This window comes from Rhizobacter sp. P2_H2, assembly GCF_056403375.1.
In genome coordinates, this window is sequence record NZ_JBFUFP010000374.1 from 1 (window position 1) to 4,833 (window position 4,833).

Consider the following 4,833-nt stretch of genomic DNA (forward strand, 5'->3'; position numbering starts at 1 on the left):
CCGGTGTACAGGCCGATCGGCACGCCGCCGGTGAAGGTCGCGCAGCTGGCGGCATTCACGGTCTGCGGCTTGGTGGTCGGATCCCCCCACAGGCCGCCCTTCGCAGTCGGCCACCACGGCTCGGCGTTGGTGGAAGAGGCAACCCAACTCGTCGTCTTGTAGTCGTTCAGCGTCTTGTCGCATTGCCCGCCGACGCAGGTCGTCGAGAAGCCCGCGATGGCGCTTTCCAGCGGCCGGGCGCCTTCGCGCTTGCACTTGGCCGTGCCCTGCAGTACCGACCCGTCGGACAGCAGCAGGTCGCGCTCGGCATCGCGCATGGCCGACTCCGCCGCCTGGCGGGCAATCTCGCCGTCCAGCTGGTTGCGCGACGAGGCTTCACCAAACGTGGCGTTGCGCGCCGAGAACGCGACGATGCCCATCAGCGCCAGCATCAGCATCAGCACGACGACCATCGCGACACCCTGCTGCCGCGCCGGGGCTTGGCGACGCACGAGACGGTTCGGCAGCAGCGCCGGCGCACGGGATTCAAGACGAAGCGGCAGCATAGGAATCAATACGTCTTGTTGAGGAAGTTGCGCAGCCCGAAGACCTGTGTGTAGGTCTTGTAGGTTGAACGGTCAGTGAGCGGCTGTTGCACCGAGCTGCCGTCACAGGCCTGGTAGGTTCGCAGCGCTCCCGCGGTGTCGGCAAGCTTGCTGGCCGCACCGTAGGTGCGCGAGAGGACGCAGATGCGCACCGCGGCCACCCGGGCCCAGGGCGTCAGCGACTTGCCGTCGATGGTCAACGTCGGCAGGGGGATGCTGGCAAACTCGGCTGCGGTGTAGAACCTGTCGACCGTACGGGCGCTGGTCGAGAAGACGCCATAAGTGACCTGGAAATCCTCGATGTTCGAGATCACTGGCTGATAGGTGGTCGAGCCGGCCGCATTGCCGCGGCACTCGAGGCTGCGCACGCTGGTCGTCTGTCCATCGACCACCACGGACGTGGCAGGCCCCAGCCGGTAGTGGTTGGCGACGAACAGCGGCTTGGCGGGCGGCTGGGTTGCCGCGCCGGTGCCAACACGGCTCGTGTTGACGGTGGCCGTCCCGACGTCGTTGCCGTTGCAATCCTTGCGCTGGCCGCCGGCCTCGCCGAACGCATCGTTCGTGAAGTAGGCGACGACCAGGCCATCTTTCCCGGCCGTGCTGCCGCAGGTACCGGCTGCCACGTCGAAGTCCGTCGCGTCGCAACCGAAGATGCCCGTGTTGTAGGCGGCCACGGTCGGCGTCAGGTTGCTGTAGGCTGCCAAGACGTTTTCGTTGCCCTCGGAACTGACCGCCGGGTAGAAGCCTGCATTGACGACATCGCGACCCAGCGCCCGCAGCGCGAAGACCCCGACTTCGTTGGCCTCCGAGGTCTGGTCGATCGCGCGCTGGCTTTCGCGGGTGCCGAGGTAGAGATAGACCGCGGCGATGACGATGGCCAGGTTGATGGTGATCGCCACCAGCAACTCGACCAAGGTCAGGCCACGCTGCCCGGGACGGCGCCCGGCACGTTTCGGGAAGTGATGGCCGTTCATGGCAGGAAGGTGAAGTTGACGCAACGAACGCCAGCCGCCACGCCGGCGGCATCCGGGCAGCAGTTGCTCAGGGCCGCCGAGGTGAAAGTGCCCCCCGAGACGGTATTGCAGGCGTTGCTCGTTTCCAGGGCGTTGCCCGCCGCGTTGAGGAACTGTTTGTCGAACCACATCATCGTCACCGTCATGCCGGTGGCGCGATTGCCGGTGACGAACGCCGAGCCCTGCGGCAGCTGGCGCCGGATCTGCTGGCGCCAGATGGTCAGGTCGTAGGTGGCACGCTCGGTGGCGGTGCAGGCGGCCGTGCTGCAGTCGGTCGTGACGGCCGGCGGCGCCGTGGTCGACTGCGTGCTCCAGTTCGTGGTCAGCGCGTAGGACGAGGTCGAGGTCGCCGCTCCGCTGCTGAAGTAGGACAGCCCGGCCACATCCGGATTGGCGCGCACGCGGTCGGCAAAATCGCTGAACAGCACCGCCGTCGAGGAGCGCGCCCACGCGCCGATCTTGAAGCGCGAGGTCGTCGCCTGCAGCGCGGCGATACCCAGCATGCCGAGGGACATGATGAGGACGGTCACCAGCACTTCGATGAGCGTGAACCCGGAGGAGCGGCGGCCGCCGCGCCCCGGACCGGAAGAGATGGAATGCATCGTTTTCATGGGCATGTCGCGCCGTAGGTCACCGTCAGCGTACGACCCAGCGGACTCACGCAGATCGTGCGGTTGGAAGAGCGGGTCGATGTCTGGTAGCGCACGTTGAAGGCACCGACATCGGTCGACCGGGGCCTGCCCGTCGCCGAGAAGAAGATCAGGCCACCGGGACCGGTGACGGTGTAATCGGTGTTCAGCGCGCTCGTCGCCAGCAGCAGGTCGTCGGCCGCGGGAGGCGACGTGACCGATGCATCGCATGCCGGATTGCGGAAGACGATCCATCCGCTGCCCCAGGCCGTCTCGGTGGTGGCGGCACAGCTCGATCCGTTGCTGCTGACGCACATCGTCACGCACGAGTTGCGCGAGGCGGCCTCGTTGCGGGCGCGCAGCACACTGCCGACGAACTCGTTGCTCGCTGCGGAACTGCGATTGCGGATCACGAAATCGCGCATCGACGGCGCCGCAACCATCGCCAGGACGGCCACGATCGCGACAGTGACCATCAATTCGATGAGGGTGAAGCCGCCGTGCCGCCAGGGCACGGAGGTGGGGGGGAGGTGGCCGCCGTTCATGGACCGTAGTCTAGGCGGAGGCCCCGCCGGCGACGGCACTGCCGGTCGGGCGGGAACGACCGTTTGTCGGCCGCCGATCGGCCCTCAGCGCGGCAAGTCGCTGGATCCCATCAGGAATTCGTCGACTGCGCGGGCCGCCTGCCGCCCTTCGCGGATCGCCCACACCACCAGCGACTGGCCGCGCCGCACGTCGCCGGCCGCGAACACCTTGGCGACATTGGTCGCATAGCCACCGATGAAATCGGTCCCGGCTCGCGCATTGCCGCGCGCATCCTTGTCGACGCCGAACGCATCGAGCACGCTCGCGACCGGGCTGACGAAGCCCATCGCCAGCAGCACGAGATCGGCCGGCAGCGTCTGCTCGCTGCCCGGCACCTCGGTCATCTTGCCGCCCTGCCACTCGACGCGCACCGCCTTCAGCGCGCGCAGCTTGCCCTTGTCCTTGCCCTCGCCGCCGATGAACTCCTTGGTGGCGATCGCGAACTCGCGCTCGCAGCCTTCTTCATGGCTGGAGCTGGTGCGCAGCTTGATCGGCCAGTACGGCCACACCAGCGGCTTGTTCTCCTGCTCGGGCGGCATCGGCATCAGTTCGAACTGCGTGACGCTCTTCGCGCCATGCCGGTTGCTGGTGCCGACGCAGTCGCTGCCGGTGTCGCCGCCGCCGATCACGATCACGTGCTTGCCGTCGGCGCGCAGCTGGTTCTTCAGCTTGTCGCCGGCGTTCAGCTTGTTCTGCTGCGGCAGGAACTCCATCGCGAAGTGCACGCCGTCGAGGTCGCGCCCCGGCACCGGCAGGTCGCGCGACTGCTCGGCGCCGCCGGCCAGCACGACCGCATCGAACTGCGCCTTCAGCTCGTCGGGCGTGATGCTTTCCTTGGCCCAGTTGGTGACCTTGCTGCCTTCGGGCAGCTTGCCGACGATCACGCCGGTGCGGAACTGCACGCCCTCGGCCTGCATCTGCTCGACGCGGCGGTCGATGTGCGACTTCTCCATCTTGAAGTCGGGAATGCCGTAGCGCAGCAGGCCGCCGATGCGGTCGTTCTTCTCGAACACCGTCACGTCATGGCCGGCCCGCGCCAGCTGCTGCGCGGCCGCCAGGCCGGCCGGGCCGGAGCCGACGATCGCGACCTTCCGGCCCGTCTTCGCCTTCGGCGGGCGCGCCTTGACCCAGCCTTCGGCCCAGGCGCGGTCGATGATCGCGTGCTCGATGCTCTTGATGCCGACCGCGTCGTCGTTGACGTTCAGCGTGCAGGCCGCCTCGCACGGCGCCGGGCAGATTCGCCCGGTGAACTCCGGGAAGTTGTTCGTCGAGTGCAGCACGTCGATGGCATTGCGCCACTCGTTGCGGTACACGAGGTCGTTGAAGTCCGGAATGATGTTGTTGACCGGGCAGCCGCTGTTGCAGAAGGGCGTTCCGCAATCCATGCAGCGCGCCGCCTGGACCTTCGACTCATCCGCCTTGAGCCCGATCACGAACTCGTTGTAGTTCTTCAGGCGCGCCTGCACGGGCGCATAGCCCTCTTCCAGGCGCTCGTACTCCATGAAGCCGGTGACTTTTCCCATGATCTCTCGCTACTCCGGTTGGCTGGGGCTGGGCCTGGCTCAGGCCTTGGCGCCACTCTTGGACTTGGGGCCGCCCTTGTCGGCGTTCTTTTCAATGACTTTCGCCTTCGCGATCGTGTCGCCGGCCTGCTTCGCCGCGTTGATCTCGCCGAGCGCGCGCTTGTACTCGCTCGGGAACACCTTCACGAAGCGGCCACGCGATTCGGCCCAGGTGTCGAGGATCTCGCGCGCGCGCAGGCTGCCGGTCCAGCGATGGTGGTCGTCGAGCAGCTTGCGCAGGATCGCCTCGTCGGCCTGGCCCAGGTGCCACACCGCCTTGTCGACCGAGGCTTCCTGTTCGGCGGCACCCAGCACCTTGTCGAGCTGCACCATCGCGGTGTTGCAGCGCTTCGCGAACTGGCCGTCTTCATCAAATACATAGGCGATGCCGCCGCTCATGCCGGCTGCGAAGTTGCGCCCGGTCTTGCCGAGCACCGCGACCGTGCCGCCGGTCATGTAC

Annotated in this window: 6 protein-coding genes; all 6 read right to left on the bottom strand. The window is 67.2% G+C overall.

The window, feature by feature from the left end; genetic code table 11:
* Positions 1 to 491 (bottom strand): pilus assembly PilX family protein (locus tag AC1D15_RS18270; RefSeq protein WP_477827096.1); only part of this gene is annotated, 491 nt, incomplete at its 3' end.
* 59 nt (positions 492 to 550) lie between these two features.
* Positions 551 to 1,558 carry a PilW family protein gene (locus AC1D15_RS18275; protein WP_477827097.1) on the bottom strand — a complete coding sequence of 336 codons (1,008 nt, stop codon included), beginning with the start codon at positions 1,556 to 1,558 and terminating at the stop codon, positions 551 to 553.
* A complete protein-coding gene (gene pilV, locus AC1D15_RS18280; RefSeq protein WP_477827098.1) occupies positions 1,555 to 2,208 on the bottom strand; it encodes a type IV pilus modification protein PilV in 654 nt (217 codons plus the stop codon). The genes AC1D15_RS18275 and pilV overlap by 4 nt, the downstream gene beginning before the upstream one ends.
* On the bottom strand, positions 2,205 to 2,771 hold the full coding sequence (locus AC1D15_RS18285; RefSeq protein ID WP_477827099.1) for a GspH/FimT family pseudopilin: 567 nt from the start codon (positions 2,769 to 2,771) through the stop codon (positions 2,205 to 2,207). The genes pilV and AC1D15_RS18285 overlap by 4 nt, the downstream gene beginning before the upstream one ends.
* 84 nt (positions 2,772 to 2,855) lie before the next feature.
* Entirely contained in the window at positions 2,856 to 4,334 is a 1,479-nt protein-coding gene (locus AC1D15_RS18290) for a glutamate synthase subunit beta (RefSeq protein ID WP_477827100.1), read from the bottom strand.
* Positions 4,335 to 4,373: 39 nt separating this feature from the next.
* A partial coding sequence (locus AC1D15_RS18295) for a GltB/FmdC/FwdC-like GXGXG domain-containing protein (protein WP_477827101.1) occupies positions 4,374 to 4,833 on the bottom strand: 460 nt, incomplete at its 5' end.